This is a genomic window from Pseudomonas fluorescens, assembly GCF_018614655.1.
Lineage (GTDB): Bacteria > Pseudomonadota > Gammaproteobacteria > Pseudomonadales > Pseudomonadaceae > Aquipseudomonas > Aquipseudomonas fluorescens_BX.
The window spans coordinates 228,533-247,877 of the sequence record NZ_JAGGOG010000018.1 but is presented as its reverse complement, the minus strand read 5'-3'; the positions used below and the strand labels follow the sequence as shown (position 1 = coordinate 247,877).

At 58.3% G+C, this 19,345-nt stretch carries 18 protein-coding genes, 1 tRNA gene and 1 pseudogene; 13 read left to right on the top strand and 7 right to left on the bottom strand.

Going from position 1 to position 19,345, the window contains the following annotated elements; translation table 11 throughout:
• The first annotated feature begins 128 nt into the window (after positions 1–128).
• The 10 genes and pseudogenes from ybgC to J7E41_RS19170 all read left to right on the top strand — a co-directional run bounded on the left by ybgC (position 129) and on the right by J7E41_RS19170 (position 6,781).
• Positions 129–584, top strand: coding sequence for a tol-pal system-associated acyl-CoA thioesterase (gene ybgC / locus J7E41_RS19215; RefSeq protein WP_214995197.1), 456 nt, complete (start codon positions 129–131; stop codon positions 582–584).
• Position 585: 1 nt separating this feature from the next.
• Positions 586–1,281, top strand: a complete 696-nt coding sequence (tolQ, locus tag J7E41_RS19210; protein WP_214995194.1) for a protein TolQ — start codon at positions 586–588, stop codon at positions 1,279–1,281.
• Between the two features lie 23 nt (positions 1,282–1,304).
• The gene (gene tolR, locus J7E41_RS19205; RefSeq protein ID WP_161635741.1) at positions 1,305–1,757 is read left to right on the top strand and encodes a protein TolR; all 453 of its coding nucleotides are present in this window, start codon (positions 1,305–1,307) and stop codon (positions 1,755–1,757) included.
• Entirely contained in the window at positions 1,757–2,830 is a 1,074-nt protein-coding gene (gene tolA, locus J7E41_RS19200; RefSeq protein WP_214995192.1) for a cell envelope integrity protein TolA, read from the top strand. Before tolR ends, tolA begins: the two co-directional genes overlap by 1 nt.
• A 17-nt stretch (positions 2,831–2,847) precedes the next feature.
• Positions 2,848–4,128, top strand: a complete 1,281-nt coding sequence (tolB, locus tag J7E41_RS19195; RefSeq protein WP_214995190.1) for a Tol-Pal system beta propeller repeat protein TolB — start codon at positions 2,848–2,850, stop codon at positions 4,126–4,128.
• 52 nt (positions 4,129–4,180) lie between these two features.
• On the top strand, positions 4,181–4,681 hold the full coding sequence (pal, locus tag J7E41_RS19190; RefSeq protein WP_003209827.1) for a peptidoglycan-associated lipoprotein Pal: 501 nt from the start codon (positions 4,181–4,183) through the stop codon (positions 4,679–4,681).
• 6 nt (positions 4,682–4,687) lie between these two features.
• A complete protein-coding gene (ybgF, locus tag J7E41_RS19185; protein WP_214995188.1) occupies positions 4,688–5,521 on the top strand; it encodes a tol-pal system protein YbgF in 834 nt (277 codons plus the stop codon).
• A gap of 165 nt (positions 5,522–5,686) precedes the next feature.
• Positions 5,687–6,334, top strand: a complete 648-nt coding sequence (gene queE / locus J7E41_RS19180; protein WP_179447768.1) for a 7-carboxy-7-deazaguanine synthase QueE — start codon at positions 5,687–5,689, stop codon at positions 6,332–6,334.
• Positions 6,335–6,363: 29 nt separating this feature from the next.
• Positions 6,364–6,642: pseudogene (locus J7E41_RS19175) on the top strand (7-cyano-7-deazaguanine synthase); the annotation flags it as partial.
• A gap of 63 nt (positions 6,643–6,705) precedes the next feature.
• Positions 6,706–6,781, top strand: a tRNA-Lys gene (locus J7E41_RS19170).
• Between the two features lie 199 nt (positions 6,782–6,980).
• Here J7E41_RS19170 and lldD read toward each other — a convergent pair.
• A complete protein-coding gene (gene lldD / locus J7E41_RS19165) occupies positions 6,981–8,123 on the bottom strand; it encodes an FMN-dependent L-lactate dehydrogenase LldD (protein WP_214995186.1) in 1,143 nt (380 codons plus the stop codon).
• A 107-nt stretch (positions 8,124–8,230) separates the two neighbouring features.
• Between lldD and J7E41_RS19160 the strand changes: the two genes are divergently transcribed.
• The 3 genes from J7E41_RS19160 to J7E41_RS19150 all read left to right on the top strand — a co-directional run bounded on the left by J7E41_RS19160 (position 8,231) and on the right by J7E41_RS19150 (position 11,820).
• The gene (locus J7E41_RS19160; protein ID WP_214995184.1) at positions 8,231–9,130 is read left to right on the top strand and encodes a LysR family transcriptional regulator; all 900 of its coding nucleotides are present in this window, start codon (positions 8,231–8,233) and stop codon (positions 9,128–9,130) included.
• Positions 9,131–9,440: 310 nt separating this feature from the next.
• Positions 9,441–10,499 carry a quinolinate synthase NadA gene (gene nadA / locus J7E41_RS19155; protein WP_214995182.1) on the top strand — a complete coding sequence of 353 codons (1,059 nt, stop codon included), beginning with the start codon at positions 9,441–9,443 and terminating at the stop codon, positions 10,497–10,499.
• Between the two features lie 373 nt (positions 10,500–10,872).
• Positions 10,873–11,820: an IS110 family transposase gene (locus J7E41_RS19150; RefSeq protein ID WP_214995181.1), complete on the top strand. Its 948-nt coding sequence runs from the start codon at positions 10,873–10,875 to the stop codon at positions 11,818–11,820.
• A 57-nt stretch (positions 11,821–11,877) separates the two neighbouring features.
• Here the strand turns inward: J7E41_RS19150 and J7E41_RS19145 are convergent, their stop codons facing one another.
• The 6 genes from J7E41_RS19145 to gcvH all read right to left on the bottom strand — a co-directional run bounded on the left by J7E41_RS19145 (position 11,878) and on the right by gcvH (position 19,037).
• Positions 11,878–12,366, bottom strand: coding sequence for an RDD family protein (locus tag J7E41_RS19145; RefSeq protein WP_214995178.1), 489 nt, complete (start codon positions 12,364–12,366; stop codon positions 11,878–11,880).
• A 95-nt stretch (positions 12,367–12,461) separates the two neighbouring features.
• Entirely contained in the window at positions 12,462–12,674 is a 213-nt protein-coding gene (locus J7E41_RS19140) for a cold-shock protein (protein WP_003220045.1), read from the bottom strand.
• A gap of 389 nt (positions 12,675–13,063) precedes the next feature.
• Complete coding sequence (gene gcvT / locus J7E41_RS19135) at positions 13,064–14,188, bottom strand: glycine cleavage system aminomethyltransferase GcvT (protein ID WP_214995176.1); 1,125 nt, start codon at positions 14,186–14,188, stop codon at positions 13,064–13,066.
• A gap of 39 nt (positions 14,189–14,227) precedes the next feature.
• Complete coding sequence (locus tag J7E41_RS19130) at positions 14,228–15,604, bottom strand: L-serine ammonia-lyase (protein WP_214995174.1); 1,377 nt, start codon at positions 15,602–15,604, stop codon at positions 14,228–14,230.
• 189 nt (positions 15,605–15,793) lie between these two features.
• A complete protein-coding gene (gene gcvP, locus J7E41_RS19125; RefSeq protein ID WP_214995172.1) occupies positions 15,794–18,643 on the bottom strand; it encodes an aminomethyl-transferring glycine dehydrogenase in 2,850 nt (949 codons plus the stop codon).
• A 10-nt stretch (positions 18,644–18,653) separates the two neighbouring features.
• A complete protein-coding gene (gcvH, locus tag J7E41_RS19120) occupies positions 18,654–19,037 on the bottom strand; it encodes a glycine cleavage system protein GcvH (protein ID WP_214995170.1) in 384 nt (127 codons plus the stop codon).
• Between the last annotated feature and the right edge of the window lie 308 nt (positions 19,038–19,345).

Below are 19,345 nucleotides of genomic sequence, written 5' to 3'. Positions count from 1 at the left end.
CCAGTCGATTTATTCGACGTTTGTGCTGTCCTAGTGGCTGGCGTCGTCATTCTTTCATTAGAAATGTTTCATAGAATGAAAAACAGTTGCCTGGCCGGATTGGCAACCTGAGGAGTAAGCACTAGAGTATGCGCGCGCAAAACGGGGATCAGTCGTTCGCACATCGCTGTCGCGTTTATTACGAGGACACCGATGCAGGCGGCATCGTGTATTACGTCAACTATCTCAAGTTCATGGAGCGGGCTCGAACCGAGCGGCTACGGGAGCTGGGCTTTGCCCAGTCCGCGCTGGTAGGGGAGGACCTGTTGTTTGTCGTGCATTCCAGCGAGGCCCGTTATTACGCGCCGGCGCGACTGGACGATGAACTGCTGATCAGCGCAGAAATAACCGAATTGAACCGTGCCAGCCTGCGCTTTAAACAGCAGGTCAGGCGGGCTACGGATGCAACGCTGCTCTGTGAGGGGCAGTTCCTGGTGGCCTGTGTGCGCACCAACAGTTTGAAGCCTAGGGCCATTCCCGAAACTCTACGCGCGGCCTTTGCCGGCGTGAGCGGCGCGGGTAAACATTCAGAGCAGGAGATTTAGCGTGGAACCTACCGTCGTCGACCATTCCTCCATGTGGAGCCTGGTCAGCAATGCCAGTGTCGTGGTTCAACTGGTTATGCTGATCCTGGTAGCCGCATCGGTTACCTCTTGGGTCATGATTTTTCAGCGCAGCAACCTGCTGCGCGCCGGTCGACGTGCCCTGGAGAGCTTCGAGGAGCGCTTCTGGTCGGGGATCGACCTGTCCAAGCTGTACCGTCAGGCCGGCAGCAACCCGGATCCGGATTCGGGTGTCGAGCAGATCTTCCGTGCCGGCTTCAAGGAATTCTCCCGTCTGCGCCAGCAGTCAGGCGTTGATCCGGAAGCGGTCATGGAAGGCGTGGCGCGTGCCATGCGTGTCGCCATTTCCCGTGAAGAAGAGAAGCTGGAACAGAGCCTGCCGTTCCTCGCCACTGTCGGTTCCGTCAGCCCGTACATCGGCCTGTTTGGTACCGTATGGGGGATCATGAACTCCTTCCGTGGCCTCGCCACGGCCCAGCAAGCGACCCTGGCCACTGTGGCCCCGGGTATTGCCGAAGCGCTGATCGCCACGGCCATCGGCCTGTTCGCTGCCATTCCCGCAGTAATCGCCTACAACCGTTTTGCTGCAACCAGCGAAACCTTGATCAGCCGTTACTACACCTTCGCCGATGAATTCCAGGCGATCCTGCACCGTAAAGTGCATACCAGCGAAGAATAAGCAGGTAATTTCCAATGGCTTTAATCGCTCGAGCTCGCAAAAAGCGCAAGCCGGTCGCCGAGATGAACGTAGTGCCTTACATCGACGTGATGCTGGTACTGCTGGTTATCTTCATGGTGACCGCGCCGATGCTCAATCAGGGCGTGAAGGTGGATCTGCCCAAGGTTTCCAGCGAAGCCTTGCCGCAGGACAACAACACCCAGGTCCTGACCATTTCGATCAAGGCTGACAAGACCTATTACTGGAACCTTGGCAGCGAAGTCGACACCCAGAAACAGCAAGACAAGGCCATGACCTTGCCGCAGATGACTGATGCTGTGACCAAGATCATTCGCGCCGGTAACGAAGGCGGCAAGCACACCCAGGTGTTCATTCGTGGCGATAAAGTCGTCGACTATGGCTCCGTGATGGGTGCCATGGGCGGGCTGCAGAAGGCCGGGGTCGGTAATGTTGGCTTGATTACCGAGGCGCCCTGATGCAGCAACAGCGAGAGCCGTCCGCCTCGGAAAGCTACTTCTGGCCTGGTGTCTGGGCAATTGCCCTGCACGTCCTGGTGTTTGGCATGCTGTTCGTCAGCTTTGCCATGACCCCGGACCTGCCACCGGCCAAGCCGATCGTGCAGGCGACCCTGTATCAGCTGAAATCGAAAAGCCAGGCCACCACCCAGACCAATCAGAAGATTGCGGGTGAGGCCCAGAAGTCGGCTGCACGCCAGACTGAAGTCGAGCAGATGGAACAGAAGAAGGTCGAGCAGGAGGCGGTAAAAGCGGCTGCGGAACAAAAGAAAGAAGAGTCGGCTCAAAAAGCCGAGGAATCGAAAAAGGCTGATGAGGCCAAGAAAGCTGACGAGGCGAAAAAGGCTGATGAAGCCAAGAAGTCCGAGAAAGCTGCCGAAGCCAAAAAGGCCGAAGAGAAGCAATTGGCTGATATAGCCAAGAAGAAAACTGAAGAAGAAGCCAAGAAAGCTGCTGAAGAAGAGGCCAAGAAAAAGGCCGCTGAAGAAGCGAAGAAAAAGATAGTCGAAGACGCGAAGAAGAAAGCCGCGGACGACGCCAAGAAGAAAGCTGAAGCCGACGAGGCGAAGAAGAAAGTCGCCGACGACGCGAAGAAGAAAGCGGCTGCCGATGCCTCCAAGAAAAAGGCCCAGGAAGCTGCGCGTAAATCGACCGAAGAGAAAAAGGCCCAGGCCTTGGCCGATTTGCTTTCTGACACGCCTCAGCGTCAGCAGGCCTTGGCAGATGAGCGCGGTGATGAAGTCGCGGGCAGTTTCGACGACCTGATTCGGGCTCGGGCAGCAGAAGGGTGGGCACGTCCTCCTTCCGCACGTAAAGGTATGACAGTAGTGCTGCAGATCGGCATGTTGCCGGACGGTACGGTGACTTCGGTCAGCGTGGCCAAGTCCAGTGGCGATGGTTCGTTCGACAGTTCCGCGGTTGCAGCGGTCAAGAATATTGGCCGTTTGACCGAGATGCAGGGAATGAAACCAAGCGACTTCGCTCCCTACCGTTCATTCAAGATGACATTCACACCTGAGGATCTAGCCTTGTGAGAAACCTTCTTCGAGGAATGCTTGTCGTTATTTGCTGCATGGCAGGGATAGCGGCGGCGGATGAAAAGAACATTCTGGTCACCAGCGGTAGCGATCGGGCCACCCCGATCGCGGTTGTACCGTTTGGCTGGCAGGGCGGCAGCGTATTGCCGGACGACATGGCGCAGATCGTGAGTGATGACCTGCGCAACTCGGGTTACTACGCGCCGATTCCGAAACAGAACATGATCAGCCAGCCGACCCAGGCCAGCGAAGTCATCTACCGTGACTGGAAAGCCCTGGGCGCCCAGTACCTGATGGTAGGCAGCATCGTTCCGGCCGGTGGCCGCCTGCAGATTCAATACGCTTTGTTCAACGTCGCGACCGAGCAGCAAGTGCTGACCGGTAGCGTGTCGGGCACCGTGGATCAACTGCGTGACATGGCGCACTACATCTCCGATCAGTCGTTCGAAAAACTGACCGGTATCAAGGGTGCCTTCTCCACGCGTCTGCTCTACGTGACGGCTGAACGTTTCTCGGTGGATAACACTCGCTATACCTTGCAGCGCTCCGACTATGACGGTGCAAGGGCTGTGACCCTGTTGCAATCCCGTGAGCCGATCCTGTCGCCACGTTTTGCTCCGGATGGCAAGCGTATCGCCTACGTATCCTTTGAGCAGCGTCGTCCACGGATCTTCGTTCAGCACATTGATACCGGTCGCCGTGAGCAGATCACCAACTTCGAAGGCCTGAACGGTGCACCTGCGTGGTCGCCGGATGGTTCGCGCCTGGCGTTCGTGCTGTCCAAGGACGGTAACCCTGATATCTACGTGATGAACATGGGCTCGCGCCAGATCTCCCGTGTGACCAGCGGCCCGGGTATCAACACCGAACCGTTCTGGGGCAAGGATGGTTCGACCATCTACTTCACCTCCGACCGGGGTGGCAAGCCACAAATCTACAAGAGCAGTGTTAGCGGTGGTGGTGCGGAACGTGTGACCTTTATTGGTAACTACAACGCCAACCCGAAGCTTTCGGCTGATGAAAAGACGCTGGTAATGATTCACCGTCAGGATGGTTTCACTAATTTCCGGGTTGCGGCCCAGGATTTGCAGCGCGGAACCGTAAAAATCCTTACAGATACCAACCTTGATGAGTCAGCCACTGTTGCGCCCAACGGCACCATGGTAATCTACGCCACCCGCCAGCAGGGCCGGGGAGTCTTGATGCTCGTGTCCATAAATGGACGCGTAAGGCTCCCGCTTCCTACCGCACAAGGCGAAGTCAGAGAACCGTCCTGGTCCCCTTACCTGAACTGACGCGGCGCTACACGTTTTACTTAACACACTGGGGTTCATTAGGAGTTTCACGATGGAAATGCTGAAGTTTGGTAAGTTTGCTGCTCTGGCTCTGGCTCTGTCCGTAGCCGTTGGTTGCTCCTCTAAAGGCGGCGACAATGCCGGTGAAGGCGCAGCTGTTGATCCAAACGCTGGTTACGGCGCTAACACTGGTGCAGTCGACGGCTCCCTGAGCGAAGAAGCTGCTCTGCGCGCTATCACCACTTTCTACTTCGAATACGACAGTTCTGACCTGAAACCAGAAGCCATGCGCGCTCTGGACGTTCACGCCAAGGACCTGAAAGCTAACGGCGCTCGCGTTGTTCTGGAAGGCAACACTGACGAACGTGGTACTCGTGAGTACAACATGGCACTGGGCGAGCGTCGTGCGAAAGCCGTTCAGCGCTACCTGGTACTGCAAGGTGTTGCTCCAGGCCAACTGGAACTGGTTTCCTACGGTAAAGAGCGTCCAGTTGCTACTGGCCACGACGAGCAGTCCTGGGCTCAAAACCGTCGCGTCGAACTGCGTAAGTAATTCGTCATGCGAACGTGCCGTCGTGTTGTAACCGTATTGGCTCTCAGCCTGGCACCGCTTGCGGTGTGGGCTGCGGTTCCTGTGACTGATAGCAACTCTGGCTATAACAATAGCGGGAGCAGTTATCCGCCAGCAGGTTATGGCACGAACGGCGCCTATGCTGGGGGACCGGCTACTGCCGCTCCCTCGGCACAGGGCGAGCTGTTCAATCAACTGCAACGCATGCAGGATCAATTGGCGCAGCAACAGGGCGCTATTGAAGTGCTGCAGAATCAAGTGAACCAGCTCAAGCAAGAAGGTCTGGAGCGTTACCAGGATCTTGATCGACGCATAGGAGCCGGCGCTTCACCCGCCGCTACTCCTGACAATTCTTCTGCCGGTGGTGCCGCAAGCGCCGCCGGTGGTGCAGCCGCAGGAGCCGCGGCTGCCAGCCAGGCTCCTGCTGCCAGCAGCGAACCGGGTGATCCGGCGAAGGAAAAGCTGTATTACGACGCAGCCTTCGACTTGATCAAAGCCAAGGATTTCGACAAGGCCAGCCAGGCCTTTACCGCATTCCTGCGTAAATACCCGAACAGTCAGTACGCGGGCAATGCCCAGTACTGGTTGGGTGAGGTGAACCTGGCCAAAGGTGATCTGCAAGGTGCAGGTCAGGCTTTTGCCAAGGTCAGTCAGCTCTACCCAAAGCACGCCAAGGTGCCTGATTCGCTGTACAAGCTCGCTGACGTAGAACGCCGCCTGGGTCATGCCGACAAGGTCAAAGGCATTCTGCAGCAGGTAGTGGCCCAGTACCCGGGTACTTCCGCCGCTCAGTTGGCTCAGCGTGATTTGCAACGCATGTAAGCGCTGCCCTCCCGTTTAGAAGAAACCCGCGCTTGTCGCGGGTTTTTTCGTTAGAATTCACGCCCTTTTATGAAACACGCTTCCTGGGGTTCACGCGTTGGCGGGATCCCTCGAGGTGCCTGACGGAGGCGGACAGCCTGTTTAGCTGTTACGCCCGTGGCGACTATGCAAGACACATTACGCATCACCGAAGTTTTTTACTCGTTACAGGGTGAAACGCGCACTGCCGGCCTGCCCACAGTATTTGTGCGCCTCACCGGTTGCCCGTTGCGTTGCCAATACTGTGACAGCGCCTACGCCTTCAGTGGCGGAACCGTGCGCACCCTGGACGACATCCTTCAGCAGGTGGCCGGCTACCGGCCGCGCTACGTCTGTGTGACGGGCGGCGAGCCCTTGGCGCAACCCAATGCCATTCCTCTGCTCAAGCAGCTCTGCGACGCCGGTTACGAGGTCTCGCTGGAAACCAGCGGTGCCCTGGATATTTCTGCGGTCGATCCTCGGGTCAGTCGGGTGGTCGACCTCAAGACCCCTGGCTCCAAGGAGGTACAGCGCAATCGCTATGAGAACATCGATTTGCTGACGGCCAACGACCAGGTCAAGTTCGTCATCTGCTCCCGTGAAGACTACGAATGGGCCAGCTCCAAACTGATCCAGTACGGTCTCGATCGGCGTGCCGGTGAAGTGCTGTTCTCTCCAAGCCATCATGACCTGAACGCTCGCGACTTGGCCGACTGGGTGGTTGCGGACAACTTGCCGGTACGCCTGCAACTGCAACTGCACAAGTACCTCTGGAACGACGAGCCGGGGCGCTGACATGACTGATCAAAAACGTGCGGTGATTTTGCTGTCCGGCGTTCATCGAATCCTTTGAGCGCGTGGCCAATCTCGCCACCGAGGCCGGTATAGAAGGGCAGGGCTTTCGTATCCTGGCGCCACTGCTGAGCCTGAGCAAGGCGGATATCGTCAAGGCGGGCGTAGGACTTGGTATCGACTACTCGCTGACTGTTTCCTGCTATCAGGCAGACAATGACGGTCGTGCTTGTGGGAAATGCGACAGCTGCCGACTGCGTGCAGAAGGCTTCAAAGCGGCCGGAATTACCGACCCAACGCGTTATTTCTGATTTATTTCAAATAAGGTGTTGAATAATCCTTAGAAATCAGTATTATACGCGCCACCACACAGCGGGTCGTTAGCTCAGTTGGTAGAGCAGTTGGCTTTTAACCAATTGGTCGTAGGTTCGAATCCCACACGACCCACCATTTTTGGCGGTTTAGAAAATCCGGAAGGCCCACGCAAGTGAGGATTTCCGGGTTTTTTTTTGCCTGAAAAGTAGCCAATAGTTCAAATACGATGCCCCCAAGTGAGAGCGGGCATTTCCGCTCCCCGCTGAGAGACAGCCCGGCTTAATTGACCTTCTGATCAATCCCAGCCTGCAACGCTTGACTGTCATGTTTCAGCTCAGTTCTGCCCTCGAACCAGAATCGACTCATCGATCTGCGCAATCGACGTCACGCCGGTCAGGGTCATGGCCACACGCATTTCCTTGGCGAAGATATCCAGCAGGTTCTCCACCCCTTGCTGCCCGGCAGCCGCCAGCGAATAGGCGGTCGCGCGCCCCAGCAATACGCCCCTGGCTCCGAGCGCAAGCATGCGCACTACGTCCAGCCCGGAACGAACGCCGGAGTCCACCAGCACCGTCAGATCACTGCCAACGGCTTGTGCGATGGGTGGCAAGGCTTTGGCAGTAGACAGCACACCGTCCAGTTGCCGGCCACCGTGGTTGGACACCACGATGCCGTCAGCGCCGAAGCTCACGGCGTCCTTGGCGTCCTGTGGGTCGAGGATGCCTTTGATGATCATTGGGCCCTTCCAGAACTCGCGGATCCACTCCAGGTCTTTCCAGCTGATGGAAGGGTCGAAGTTGTTGGCCAGCCAGCCGATGTAGTCCTCAAGGTGGGTAGGTTTGCCGAGGTATTTGGAGATGTTGCCCAAGTCGTGAGGGCGACCCATAAGGCCGACGTCAAAGGCCCAGGCCGGTTTGGTCATGGCTTGCAGTATCCGGCGTGGAGCGGCATACGGCCCGGACATTCCCGAGTGTGCATCGCGATAACGGGCGCCCGGAGTGGGCATGTCGACGGTAAAGACCAGGGTCTTTACGCCCGCCGCCTGGGCGCGTTCCAGGGCATTCCTCATGAAGCCGCGATCTTTCAGCACGTAGAGTTGAAACCAGATCGACTGGGCACTTTGCGAGGCCACTTCCTCGATCGGGCAAACGGAAACGGTCGACAAGCAGAAAGGAATGCCTTTGTTCGCCGCAGCTTTGGCCGCCTGGACTTCACCGCGCCGTGCATACATGCCGGTCAGCCCCACCGGGCTGAGAATGATCGGCATGGCCAGGGGCTGATCGAACAGCGTCGTCTCAAGGCTCAGGCTCTCGACGTTTCTCAGGATCCGCTGGCGCAGGCTGATGTCGGCCAGGTCCGAGCTGTTGGCCCGGAGTGTGTGTTCGGCGTAAGCGCCGCCGTCGATGTAGTCGAACAGGAAACGCGGCAGCTTTCGGCGCGCGGCTTCGCGGTAATCCGATGCGGACGAGATGATCATGAAGATGAGGCCCCGGAATGAAGAAAGCGGTGGGCCTAGAGTAGACAAAGGTGATTCATGATAAAAACAACTTTTTTAACTTAAATTAAGTCGAAAATGGAATGCTTATGAACCTTCGAACGTTGCGGGCCTTTGTCGAAGTCGTGCGCCAGGGCGGTTTCTCCCAAGCGGCGCAGGTGGTGTCCCTCACACAGTCCACTGTCAGCAAGGCGGTCAAGACGCTGGAGGAAGAACTGGGAACGCCCTTGTTCAGTCGTATTGGCCACCGTAGCGAACTGACGGCTGCCGGGCAGATTACCTACCGCCGGGCGTTGGTATTGCTGGCAGAGCGCAGTGACCTGATTGCCGAGATCAATGAGTTGCGCGGGCTCAAGCGCGGGGTGCTGCGGATCGGTTTGCCGCCAGTGGGCTGCGGTGTGCTGTTTGCGGCGATGTTTGCCCTGTATCGGCGTCGTTATCCCGAGATTGATATCGAGTTGATCGAGCACGGCAGCAAGAAACTGCAGGAGTGCCTCCAGGCGGGTGAGGTGGACCTTGCGGCGCTGTTGGTGCCGGTTGACGGGGAGTTCGAGTATCAGGATGTGCGGGTCGAGCCGTTGATGGTGGTGATGCCGGTGGACCACCCACTGGCGGGGCGCAAGCAGGTGGATTTCGCTGATCTTGCCGACCATCCGTTCATTCTGTTCGAATCCGGCTTTGCCCTGAACCGTATCATCCTCAGCGCCTGCGAGCGTAAAGGTGTGGTGCCCCGGGTGACGGCCCGCAGCGCGCAAATCGACTTCATTGTTGACCTGGTTTCAGCGGGCCTGGGCGTCGCCTTTTTGCCTCGGATGCTGGCTCATAAACACAAACATCCCGGTATCGCGCTGATCCCCTTGGACGAGCCCCAGACCGATTGGCATATTGCCTTGGCCTGGCGACATCAGGCTCATTTGCCCCCGGCGGCGCGGGCGTGGCTGGACCTGGCGAAAGAGATGGGTAATGTTCCGGCGGATCTGAAGTCGTGAGGCACATCGTCGAAAGCCCTCCCTTTTCAACCTGTTGGCTCCACGCCCTATCGTGTCGAGCGGCGGTACATGGCCTTTATCAAAACGGGAAGCCCCGACAGGGTGTTTCGCGTTTTTTTGCTGCGGGTTTCGTGGGCGAAACAAGGCTGCCCCCCAGATTAGGCTTTTGAAGCGAATCGATATTCTGTAGCCTTGCGCAGCTTCACCGTGCTTGATGAACACAATCACTTCGTCCGGCGGTACCCTCAAGGGGGCCAGAGCCGGTGGTACACTCGACTTTCGCGCAACTGCGCCTGCAGGTCTTGCGAACATGACGCAAATTTCTGAACGCCTTCTGGTTCAAGCCCACCTCGACGCCAAGCAGCCCAAGGTGCTCAGTGCTGAAGAGGAAGCGGGTTTACGTTCCGCCATTGCTGCCGAGCTCAAGGCTCAGGATGCGGTGCTGGTGGCGCACTTCTACTGCGACCCGGTGATTCAGGCCCTGGCCGAAGAAACCGGCGGCTGTGTCTCTGACTCCCTGGAAATGGCCCGCTTCGGCGCGGCGCACCCGGCCAAGACCGTGTTGGTCGCCGGAGTGCGTTTCATGGGCGAGACCGCAAAAATCCTCACCCCTGAAAAACGCATCCTGATGCCCACCCTGGAAGCCACTTGCTCCCTGGACCTGGGCTGCCCGGTGGATGAATTTTCGGCGTTTTGCGATCAGCACCCCGAGCGCACGGTGGTGGTCTACGCCAACACCTCGGCGGCGGTAAAAGCTCGCGCCGATTGGGTGGTGACCTCCAGCTGCGCCCTGGAAATCGTCGAAAGCCTGATGGACAACGGCGAGACCATCATCTGGGGCCCGGACAAGCACCTGGGCACCTACATCCAGCGCCAGACAGGCGCCGACATGTTGTTGTGGGACGGTGCATGCATCGTCCACGAAGAGTTCAAATCCAAGCAGTTGGAAGACATGAAGGCGTTGTACCCGGATGCGGCGATTCTGGTGCACCCGGAATCACCGACGTCGGTGATCGAGTTGGCTGATGCTGTGGGTTCCACCAGCCAATTGATCGCTGCCGCGCAGCGTCTGCCGAACAAGACTTTTATCGTCGCCACCGACCGTGGCATTTTCTACAAGATGCAGCAGTTGTGCCCGGACAAGGTCTTCATTGAAGCGCCCACTGCCGGTAACGGTGCCGCATGCCGTAGTTGCGCGCATTGTCCGTGGATGGCGATGAACACCCTGGAGCGCACGCTGCAATGTTTACGTGAGGGGAGTAACGAGATTTTCGTCGAGCCTTCGGTGATTCCTCAGGCGGTGAGGCCGCTCAAGCGCATGCTGGATTTTACCCAGGCGGCGCGACTGAAGCTGGCCGGCAACGCCTGATCCAAAGGCAATCACTGTCAAAATGTGGGAGCGGCGGTGCGACGGTTCGACTTGCTCGCGAAGGCGGTGGATCAATCAGTACATATATTGGCTGACCCACCGCTTTCGCGAGCAAGTCGAATCGTCGCACCGCCGCTCCCACACAAGCCCACTCCCACATTTGGTAGCTTGTATGCTAGGACTTGAAGGGAGGAGAAGGGACAAAGCCCGATTCTGACTGTTGACGCAGTACAGACCGTGGGAGATTTCGCCCCTCCTCCTTTCACCCAAGCGCCGATAAAGAATGCATCTGGCTATGACCGACGATAGGAACAAGCCTGCGCCTCTGGGTGAGCCCTTCAAGTGCTCAAAACCTTAGCTCGGAGGAAGTCCCATGGCAATGCCAGTTTCCGTCTCAAAGCCGATCGTTGGCGTCGATGTCGCTAAAAATGAGCTGGTGATTTACCACGCCGAGCTCGATTTGCTGGAAGTGATCCCGAACAACAAAATCGCTATTAAAAAATGGCTGAAGGCCCTGCCGGGCGCGGTGGCGGTCGCGATTGAAGCAACTAACATCTATCACTTGGAGTTCGCTGATCTGGCCTATGAGGCCGACTGCGTGATCTACATGGTGGGTGGTTATGAGCTCAGCCACTATCGTAAAGGTGTGAATGTCCGGGCTAAAACCGACGCTCTGGATGCCAGGTTGCTCGCACGCTATCTGAAAAACGAAGCCGAGGAGCTTCGCCCCTGGACGCCGCCATCTCCTCTGTATCGCCAGCTTTTGAGCCTTTTCCGTCGCCGGGCGGCCCTGGTTCAGGCACGTGTCAGTCTGACTCAAAGCTGGGCGAATGAGCCGCTGCTGAAGACCTCTTTTGCTGAGCAAGTGAAGTCGATGCAAAAGCTAGAGGGCCTGATCGAAAAGATGATCGGTGATCGCCTGAAAGAAGCTGGACTATCGGATCAGCTAAAGCGTTGTTTGAAAGTTGAAGGTATCGGCTTTTTGACTGGAGCCCGCTTGGTTACTACCTTCCAACGAGGTGATTTTAGAAATGCGGATGCGTTTATCGCTTTCCTGGGCATGGATTTACGCGTTTCCAAGTCAGGACAAAAAGATAATCGTCGCAGCTTGAGCAAGCGTGGCGACTCAGAGGCTCGGCGTCTGTTGCACAACGCCGCAATGGCAGCCAGTCGAACGGCTGCATGGAAGGAGTTTTATCAAGCGCAACGGGCGCGGGGTTATAGCACCACTCAGGTACTGGTAATGCTGGCGCGTAAGCTTGCTCGAGTGGTATTCGCCTTGCTGAAAGGACAAAGCGAATACCAACCGAAGGTTGGTTGAGGGTTGCCCCTCAACCATAGAATCTCCCACATTTGGTAGCTCTCCATTCCTTCAGGATTACTTCTTCCGCTTCGGAACCCGCACTAACTGCGTATCCGAATAGATGTCATGCCAACTGCGCTTCTTCTTGTCGAACAGCGACCAGATAAAGCCCAGCCCAACACATAACCAAGAAGCAATCGACACCACGAATCGCAACAGCGCCTGCCATAAGCTGATCCGCGAACCGTCGGCGTTTTGCACCCGTACGCCCCACACTTGCATACCCAGCGTCTGCCCGGAATGGGTCCAGAACTTGGCAAAAAAACCAAACAGTACAAAAAACAGAATCGTCGACAACAGCGGGTCACCGTCCAGTGCTCCGGACTCAGAGAGCGCACGCAGTTTGGCCTCGCCGACAAAGACCATCCACACCAGCTTGTAGATGAACGCCGTGACGATCAGCAGGGCGGTGCACAACAGGAAGTCATAGAACATCGCTGCCAGACGACGGCCCAGGCCAACGGCGGGAAACTCGCCTTGGGGGCTCAGCAGGTGTTTCGACATGGCATGGCTCTCTGGGGGAAAAAGCCATTTTACGGAATAACGCACATAAAAAAGCCCCTGATGTCACCATCAGGGGCTTTTTGTCGCGCAAGGGATCAACCCTCTGCTTGTACTTCGTCAGCCTGCATGCCTTTCTGGCCTTGCACGGCGATGAAAGTCACTTTCTGGCCTTCTTTCAGGCTCTTGAAGCCGTTGCCCTGAATAGCGCGGAAGTGGACGAACAGATCCGGACCGCTTTCTGGAGTGATAAAACCAAAACCTTTCTCGTCGTTAAACCACTTGACGGTACCGCTCTGACGATCAGCCATTTTCTTCTTTCCTTTGACGCTAAAAATTAATGACAGCCCCTTTCAGATGAAAGAGTACTGGGCTGGATTGCAGGAAAGTAAGAGACATCGAACGGGTTGTAGCAAACTTTGGCTACTGCCCAGGTCCAGGTTCAAAGCGACCCATGCAAACACAGTGGGCAAACTCTACGCCAACTAAGGCCGAAAAAACAAGCCCTCTGCAAGCCACGGTTTTCCTCGGGTTTATGACACTTCGGTCAACAACGGGGAACGGACTTATTCGATAGAGTTGATCACTTGTTATAGGTTAATTCGCATAACATTGACTATCGTCAATGCACTGTTTTATGGCGGTTGCGTTACAGATTAGTGCACGCCAACGCAACCGCGTTACTTATAGAAACAGTCAATCAACCACGATAGTAACGTTGTGGTACGAATGGCATTTTGCTTACACGAAGTGGCACCTTTTTCCCACGTACCAGCGCTGAGACTTCGGTGTCCAGCGTGATGAACGCATTGTCGAGGTAACCCATGGCCAGCGGGCCGCCGAGGCTCGGGCCAAAACCACCGCTGCACACACTGCCGATCACGGTTCCGTGTTCGTCGACGATTTCCGCCCCTTCGCGTACCGGCGTGCGTTCCTGCGGCAGCAGGCCTACACGTTTGCGGCTGACACCGGTTTGCTGCTGGGTGAAGATTCGCTCGGCACCCGGGAAACCTCCGGCGCGAGCACCGTCAGCGCGACGTGCCTTGGAAATGGCCCACAACAGGCTGGCTTCAATCGGCGTGGTCTCGGTGTTCATGTCGTGTCCATAGAGGCACAGACCGGCCTCCAGGCGCAGGGAGTCGCGGGCGCCCAGGCCGATGGCCTGCACTTCGGTTTCCGCCAGCAGGCTGCGGGCCAGGCTTTCAGCGCTGTCTGAGGGGACGGAGATTTCGAAACCGTCTTCGCCGGTATAGCCGGAGCGGCTGACGTAGCAGTCCACGCCGAGCAAACGCAGGGAGGCGAATTGCATGAAGGTCATTTTCGTGACCTCAGGCGCCAGGCGCGCCAGCACCTTCACTGCCGCCGGGCCTTGCAGGGCGAGCAGGGCACGTTCTTCAAACAACGGCTCGATCGTGCATTGATCACCGATGTGCTGGCGCAGGTGGGCCAGGTCCTGATCCTTGCAGGCGGCGTTAACCACCAGGAACAGTTCGTCGTTACCCAGGTTGGCCACCATCAGGTCGTCGAGGATGCCGCCCTGGTCGTTGGTGAACATGGCGTAGCGCTGCATGCCCACTGGCAGGTCAACGATGTCTACTGGCACCAGGGTTTCCAGGGCCTTGGCGGCATTGGCGCCGGTCAGGCGGATCTGGCCCATGTGGGACACATCGAACAACCCGGCCTGTTCACGGGTGTGCAGATGTTCCTTCATCACGCCCAGCGGGTATTGCACCGGCATGTCGTAGCCGGCGAACGGCACCATGCGCGCGCCCAGTTCGATGTGCAGGGCGTGCAACGGGGTTTTCAACAGGGTTTCGGTGGACATATTCAGCTCCTGAAAAACGTGCGGACGCGCTTGTAGGCGTCAGCACTCGATAATGTTGACCGCCAAACCGCCACGTGCGGTTTCCTTGTATTTGCTTTTCATGTCGGCGCCGGTCTGGCGCATGGTGCGGATGACCTTGTCGAGCGAGACGAAGTGTTGCCCGTCGCCGCGCAAGGCCATGCGCACCGCATTGATCGCCTTGACCGAACCCATGGCATTGCGTTCGATGCAGGGCACCTGCACCAGCCCGCCGATGGGGTCGCAGGTCAGGCCGAGGTTGTGTTCCATGCCGATCTCGGCGGCGTTCTCCACCTGGGAAACCGTGCCGCCCAACACTTCGCACAGGGCGCCGGCCGCCATGGAACAAGCGACGCCGACTTCACCCTGGCAACCGACTTCGGCGCCGGAGATAGAAGCGTTTTCCTTATAGAGAATGCCGATGGCTGCAGCGGTGAGCAGGAAGCGCACCACACCGTCTTCGCTCGCGCCGGGGATAAAACGCATGTAGTAGTGCAACACCGCCGGCACGATCCCGGCCGCGCCGTTGGTAGGTGCAGTGACCACGCGTCCGCCATTGGCGTTTTCTTCATTGACCGCCAGGGCGTACAGGTTGACCCAGTCGAGCACCGACAACGGGTCGCGCAGTGAAGACTCCGGGTTCTTGCACAACTGGCGATGCAACGCGGCAGCTCGCCGCTTGACCTTCAGGCCGCCCGGCAAAATGCCTTCGTTGCGACAACCCGCGTCCACGCAGTCTTGCATTACCTGCCAGATATTCAGCAGGCCGCTGCGGGTTTCCGCTTCCGGGCGCCAGGCGCTTTCATTGGTCAGCATCACCTGGCTGATGGACAGCCCATAGGTGGCGCAATGGCCGAGCAAGTCCTTGGCGCTTTTGAACGGGAAGGTCAGGGGCGTGGCGTCTTCGACAATCCGGTCGTGGCCTGCCGCATCCTCATCCACCACGAACCCGCCGCCGACCGAGTAGTACTCGCGGCTGCGAATCTGCAAACCGGCGGCATCAAAGGCGCGGAAGATCATGCCGTTGGGGTGATAGGGCAGGGGTTTGCGAATCATCGCCAGGTGTTCTTTCTCGTTGAGCGCAATGCTGTGTTCGCCGAGCAGGTTCAAGCGCCCGTTGCCACGAATTTCCAATAGGCGTGCGGCAACGGTTTCAGTATTCACGGTGTCGGGGTGTTCGCCTTCCAGGCCCAGTAACACAGCCTTGTCACTGCCGTGGCCTTTGCCGGTGGCGCCGAGTGAACCGTAGAGTTCCACCTTGACGCAGGTGGTCGCGTTCAGCAGGTTGTCACGCTTGAGGCCCTCGACGAATCGAGCCGCCGCACGCATCGGGCCGACGGTGTGGGAGCTGGAGGGGCCGATGCCAATCTTGAACAGGTCGAACACGCTTAAAGACATTGTTGTTCTCCGGTTTCTTGTTATTTATCGGATGTACTCGGTCAACATGTGGGAGCGGCGGTGCGACGATTCGACTTGCTCGCGAAAGCGGAGTGTCAGTTGATATATCTAGTGACTGACCCACCGCATTCGCGAGCAAGTCGAATCGTCGCACCGCCGCTCCCACATTTGACCGAGTGCATCCTCAGGTTACGCGTAGCTTTCGATCGACGGGCACGCACACACCAAATTGCGATCGCCAAACACGTTGTCGACCCGGCCAACCGGCGGCCAATACTTGCCTTCGATCAACGAAGCTACTGGGTACACCGCCTGTTCGCGGCTGTATGGGTGGCTCCATTCGCCAACCAGTTCCGCTGCGGTATGCGGAGCGTTCTTCAGTGGGTTGTCGTCCTTGTCCAGCGTGCCATTTTCCACGGCGCGGATTTCTTCGCGGATGGCGATCATGGCGTTGCAGAAGCGGTCCAGTTCTTCCTTGGATTCACTTTCGGTCGGCTCGATCATCAAGGTGCCGGCTACGGGGAACGACATGGTCGGTGCGTGGAAACCAAAGTCGATCAGGCGCTTGGCCACGTCATCAACGCTGATGCCGCTGCTGTCTTTCAATGGGCGCAGATCGAGGATGCATTCGTGGGCCACCAGGCCGTTGCTGCCGGTGTAGAGGACTGGGTAGTGCTCTTCCAGGCGACGGGAAATGTAATTGGCATTGAGAATCGCCAATTGCGAAGCACGTTTGAGACCGGCGCCGCCCATCATGCTGATGTACATCCAGGTGATCGGCAGGATGCTCGCGCTGCCGAACGGTGCCGCGCAGACTGCGCCTTCCTTGCGTTCCATAGTGCCGTGCCCCGGCAGGAATGGCGTCAGGTGCGACTTCACGCCAATCGGGCCAACGCCTGGGCCGCCACCGCCATGAGGAATGCAGAAGGTCTTGTGCAGGTTCAGGTGGGACACGTCGCCGCCGAACTTGCCGGGTGCGCAGAGGCCAACCATGGCGTTCATGTTGGCGCCGTCGATGTACACCTGGCCGCCGTTGTCATGAATGATCCCGCAGATTTCGCGGATGCCTTCTTCGAACACGCCGTGGGTGGACGGGTAGGTGATCATCAGCGCGGCGAGGTGCTCGCGGTGCTCGATGGCCTTGGCGCGCAGGTCTTCGATGTCGACGTTGCCACGGGCGTCGCAGGCGGTGACGACCACGCGCATGCCGGCCATGTTGGCAGTAGCCGGGTTGGTACCGTGGGCCGAGGAGGGGATCAGGCAGATGTCGCGGCGTTCTTCACCACGGCTCTGGTGATAGGCACGGATCGCCAACAGGCCTGCGTATTCACCCTGGGAACCGGCGTTCGGTTGCAGGGAGATGGCGTCGTAACCGGTGGCCGCACAGAGCATGGCTTCCAGTTCATCAGTCAGTTGCTGGTAGCCCGCACTTTGGGTCGCCGGAGCGAACGGGTGCAGGGCGCCGAATTCAGCCCAGGTCACGGGAATCATTTCGCTGGCGGCGTTGAGTTTCATGGTGCAGGAGCCCAGCGGGATCATGGTGCGATCCAGGGCCAGGTCCTTGTCGGCGAGCTTGCGCAGGTAGCGCATCAGCTCGGTTTCCGAGTGGTAACGGTTGAACACCGGGTGGCTGAGGATCGGCGACTGGCGCAGCAGCGCAGCCGGCAGAGTGCTTTCAACCTTGGCGGCCAAGGCGGTGAAGTCGGGCAGTGCCTTGCCGCCTGCGAACACGCTCCACAGGGTTTCGATATCGGCCTGAGTGGTGGTTTCGTCCACTGACAGGCCCAGGCGCTCACCGTCCACGACGCGCAAGTTGATGCGCTGGGCGCGAGCCTGGTCGTGCAGGGCGGCGGTGTGGGCGCCGGCGGCGAGGGTGAGTGTGTCGAAGAAGTTGGCTTGCTCAACCTTCAGCCCCAACGCGCTCAAGCCTTTGGCGAGAATCGCGGTCAGGTGATGGATGCGGTTGGCGATCTGGGTCAGGCCTTTCGGGCCGTGGTACACGGCGTACATGCTGGCGATGTTGGCCAACAGTACCTGGGCGGTGCAGATGTTGCTGGTGGCTTTCTCGCGGCGGATATGTTGCTCGCGGGTCTGCATGGCCAAGCGCAGGGCCGGCTTGCCGAAACGGTCGACAGAGACGCCTACCAGGCGGCCCGGCATGTCGCGCTTGAACGCATCCTTGGTGGAGAAGTAGGCGGCATGCGGGCCACCAAAGCCCAGCGGCACGCCGAAGCGTTGTGCGCTGCCGATGGCCACGTCGGCACCGAACTCACCCGGTGGGGTCAGCAGGGTCAGGGCCAGCAGGTCAGCGGCTACTGCTACCAGTGCATTGGCAGCGTGGAAGCGTTCGGTCAGTTCACGGTAGTCAAATACGTCACCGTTGCTGGCCGGGTACTGCAGCAAGGCGCCGAAGAACGGGCTGACGTCGGTCAGTTCGCGCTCGTCGCCCACCACCACGTCAATGCCCAGCGGTTCGGCACGGGTGCGCAGCACGTCGAGGGTTTGCGGGTGGCTATGGATCGAGGCAAAGAAGGCATGGCTGCCTTTGTTCTTGCTCAGGCGTTTGCAGAAGGTCATGGCTTCGGCAGCGGCGGTGGCTTCGTCCAGCAACGAGGCGTTGGCGATCGGCAGGCCGGTGAGGTCGCTGATCAGGGTCTGGAAGTTCAGCAGCGCTTCGAGGCGACCTTGGGAAATCTCAGGCTGGTACGGCGTGTAGGCGGTGTACCAGGCCGGGTTTTCCAGGAGGTTGCGCAGGATCGGCGACGGCGTGTGGCAGTTGTAGTAGCCCTGGCCGATGTAGGTCTTGAACAGCTCGTTCTTGGCGGCGATGGCTTTGATCGACGCGAGGGCGGCGGCTTCGCTCAGGCCATCTTCCAGGCCGAGCACGCTGGTGCCCTTGATACTTTCCGGGATCACGCTGGCGGTCAGGGCTTCCAGGGAGTCAAAGCCCAGGCTTGTGAGCATTTGTTGCTCATCTTCCTGACGCGGGCCGATGTGGCGGGCAATGAATTCATTAGCGGTATTCAATTGAACAGTCATGACGCGCTCCTCAGGCTTCAGCGTTGGCTTTGATCAGGCGGTCGTACGCATCCTGATCCAACAGCTTAGCTACTGCATCGGCATCAGCCGGTTTAAAGCGGAAGAACCAGCCTTCGCCCATCGGGTCTTCGTTGACCAGCTCAGGGTTACCGTCCAGTTGGCCGTTCACTTCAAGGACTTCGCCGTCCAGGGGCATGTACACACCGCTGGCCGCCTTGACCGATTCTACGGTTGAGGCTTCTGCACCCTTGTCGTAGGACTGCAACTCAGGCAGTTGCACGAAAACCACATCACCCAGCGCATTCTGCGCGAAAGCGGTAATACCCACGGTCACGCTGCCGTCGGCTTCGGCGCGCAGCCATTCGTGATCTTCAGTAAAGCGCAACTCGCTCATGGAAACTCCTCAGGGCCAGATTCGTCTGGTGGACGGGATTGGAATAATGGGGAGTTGCTTAGCAAAATCGCGGCCAATGTTTTTTAGTCTTTAAAAATCAATAGGTTATTGATTGTTGGGAGCAAGGCTTGAAATGCAGCTGTAGCGATATCGCTACAGCCAAAGGGGCGAAAAAAAGCCTATGAGGATCAAAGCCTTGCATAGCGCCGGCCAATGGGGTGTGTAGCGATATCGTTCCGCTGTAGCGCTTTCAGTACAGCTGGAGGTCGTTTTTGAGGGCGCCGCAGATCAATGTGGGAGCGGGCTTG

Excerpts from the sequence above, each read along its gene's own strand:
- ybgC (WP_214995197.1), top strand. The coding sequence starts at position 129 with ATGCGCGCGCAAAACGGGGATCAGTCGTTCGCACATCGCTGTCGCGTT.
- tolA (WP_214995192.1), top strand. The coding sequence starts at position 1,757 with ATGCAGCAACAGCGAGAGCCGTCCGCCTCGGAAAGCTACTTCTGGCCT.
- tolB (WP_214995190.1), top strand. The coding sequence starts at position 2,848 with ATGCTTGTCGTTATTTGCTGCATGGCAGGGATAGCGGCGGCGGATGAA.
- pal (WP_003209827.1), top strand. The coding sequence starts at position 4,181 with ATGGAAATGCTGAAGTTTGGTAAGTTTGCTGCTCTGGCTCTGGCTCTG.
- ybgF (WP_214995188.1), top strand. The coding sequence starts at position 4,688 with ATGCGAACGTGCCGTCGTGTTGTAACCGTATTGGCTCTCAGCCTGGCA.
- queE (WP_179447768.1), top strand. The coding sequence starts at position 5,687 with ATGCAAGACACATTACGCATCACCGAAGTTTTTTACTCGTTACAGGGT.
- lldD (WP_214995186.1), bottom strand. The coding sequence starts at position 8,123 with ATGATCATCTCGTCCGCATCGGATTACCGCGAAGCCGCGCGCCGAAAG.
- J7E41_RS19160 (WP_214995184.1), top strand. The coding sequence starts at position 8,231 with ATGAACCTTCGAACGTTGCGGGCCTTTGTCGAAGTCGTGCGCCAGGGC.
- nadA (WP_214995182.1), top strand. The coding sequence starts at position 9,441 with ATGACGCAAATTTCTGAACGCCTTCTGGTTCAAGCCCACCTCGACGCC.
- J7E41_RS19150 (WP_214995181.1), top strand. The coding sequence starts at position 10,873 with ATGGCAATGCCAGTTTCCGTCTCAAAGCCGATCGTTGGCGTCGATGTC.
- J7E41_RS19145 (WP_214995178.1), bottom strand. The coding sequence starts at position 12,366 with ATGTCGAAACACCTGCTGAGCCCCCAAGGCGAGTTTCCCGCCGTTGGC.
- J7E41_RS19140 (WP_003220045.1), bottom strand. The coding sequence starts at position 12,674 with ATGGCTGATCGTCAGAGCGGTACCGTCAAGTGGTTTAACGACGAGAAA.
- gcvT (WP_214995176.1), bottom strand. The coding sequence starts at position 14,188 with ATGTCCACCGAAACCCTGTTGAAAACCCCGTTGCACGCCCTGCACATC.
- J7E41_RS19130 (WP_214995174.1), bottom strand. The coding sequence starts at position 15,604 with ATGTCTTTAAGCGTGTTCGACCTGTTCAAGATTGGCATCGGCCCCTCC.
- gcvP (WP_214995172.1), bottom strand. The coding sequence starts at position 18,643 with ATGACTGTTCAATTGAATACCGCTAATGAATTCATTGCCCGCCACATC.
- gcvH (WP_214995170.1), bottom strand. The coding sequence starts at position 19,037 with ATGAGCGAGTTGCGCTTTACTGAAGATCACGAATGGCTGCGCGCCGAA.